2 rRNA genes are annotated in these 2,036 nt (G+C 57.7%); both read right to left on the bottom strand.

The features are described 5' to 3' along the window. Positions 1–117, bottom strand: a 5S ribosomal RNA gene (gene rrf, locus ACFY1U_RS50930). 95 nt (positions 118–212) lie between these two features. Beyond that, a 23S ribosomal RNA gene (locus tag ACFY1U_RS50925) occupies positions 213–2,036 on the bottom strand; the annotation flags it as partial.

Here is a 2,036-nt window from a genome sequence, read left to right as displayed (position 1 = left end):
GTTCGGCGGCGTCCTACTCTCCCACAGGGTCCCCCCTGCAGTACCATCGGCGCTGTAAGGCTTAGCTTCCGGGTTCGGAATGTAACCGGGCGTTTCCCTCACGCTATAACCACCGAAACACTATGAAACTGTCGAACTCCTGCCGCACCATGCCGTGACCGGGCATGGGGCCGTTCGTGGTTTCAGAACCAACACAGTGGACGCGAGCAACTGAGGACAAGCCCTCGGCCTATTAGTACCGGTCACCTCCACACCTCACGGTGCTTCCAGATCCGGCCTATCAACCCAGTCGTCTACTGGGAGCCTTACCCCATCAAGTGGGTGGGAGTCCTCATCTCGAAGCAGGCTTCCCGCTTAGATGCTTTCAGCGGTTATCCCTCCCGAACGTAGCCAACCAGCCATGCCCTTGGCAGAACAACTGGCACACCAGAGGTTCGTCCGTCCCGGTCCTCTCGTACTAGGGACAGCCCTTCTCAAGACTCCTGCGCGCACAGCGGATAGGGACCGAACTGTCTCACGACGTTCTAAACCCAGCTCGCGTACCGCTTTAATGGGCGAACAGCCCAACCCTTGGGACCGACTCCAGCCCCAGGATGCGACGAGCCGACATCGAGGTGCCAAACCATCCCGTCGATATGGACTCTTGGGGAAGATCAGCCTGTTATCCCCGGGGTACCTTTTATCCGTTGAGCGACGGCGCTTCCACAAGCCACCGCCGGATCACTAGTCCCGACTTTCGTCCCTGCTCGACCCGTCGGTCTCACAGTCAAGCTCCCTTGTGCACTTACACTCAACACCTGATTGCCAACCAGGCTGAGGGAACCTTTGGGCGCCTCCGTTACCCTTTAGGAGGCAACCGCCCCAGTTAAACTACCCATCAGACACTGTCCCTGATCCGGATCACGGACCCAGGTTAGACATCCAGCACGACCAGACTGGTATTTCAACGACGACTCCACCTGAACTGGCGTCCAAGCTTCACAGTCTCCCAGCTATCCTACACAAGCCGAACCGAACACCAATATCAAACTGTAGTAAAGGTCCCGGGGTCTTTCCGTCCTGCTGCGCGAAACGAGCATCTTTACTCGTAGTGCAATTTCACCGGGCCTATGGTTGAGACAGTCGAGAAGTCGTTACGCCATTCGTGCAGGTCGGAACTTACCCGACAAGGAATTTCGCTACCTTAGGATGGTTATAGTTACCACCGCCGTTTACTGGCGCTTAAGTTCTCAGCTTCGCCTGGACGAATCCAAGCTAACCGGTCCCCTTAACGTTCCAGCACCGGGCAGGCGTCAGTCCGTATACATCGCCTTACGGCTTCGCACGGACCTGTGTTTTTAGTAAACAGTCGCTTCTCGCTGGTCTCTGCGGCCACCCCCAGCTCAAGGCGCAAAGCCCGTCACCAGGTGTGGCCCCCCTTCTCCCGAAGTTACGGGGGCATTTTGCCGAGTTCCTTAACCATAGTTCACCCGAACGCCTCGGTATTCTCTACCTGACCACCTGAGTCGGTTTAGGGTACGGGCCGCCATGAAACTCGCTAGAGGCTTTTCTCGACAGCATAGGATCATCCACTTCACCACAATCGGCTCGGCATCAGGTCTCAGCCGTATGCAAGGCGGATTTGCCTACCTTGCGGCCTACACCCTTACCCCGGGACAACCACCGCCCGGGCTGGACTACCTTCCTGCGTCACCCCATCACTCACCTACTACCACCTTGGGTCAGCGGCTCCACCACTCCCCTTTGCCCGAAGGCTCCGGGGCGGCTTCACGGCCTTAGCATTAATGGGTTCGATGTTTGACGCTTCACAGCGGGTACCGGAATATCAACCGGTTATCCATCGACTACGCCTGTCGGCCTCGCCTTAGGTCCCGACTTACCCTGGGCAGATCAGCTTGACCCAGGAACCCTTAGTCAATCGGCGCACACGTTTCTCACGTGTGAATCGCTACTCATGCCTGCATTCTCACTCGTGAACCGTCCACAACTGCCTTCCGGCGCTGCTTCACCCGGCACACGACGCTCCCCTACCCATC

It is taken from the genome of Streptomyces sp. NPDC001351 (genome assembly GCF_042896045.1).
Lineage (GTDB): Bacteria > Actinomycetota > Actinomycetes > Streptomycetales > Streptomycetaceae > Streptomyces.
This window is presented reverse-complemented; position numbering and strand designations above follow the sequence as displayed.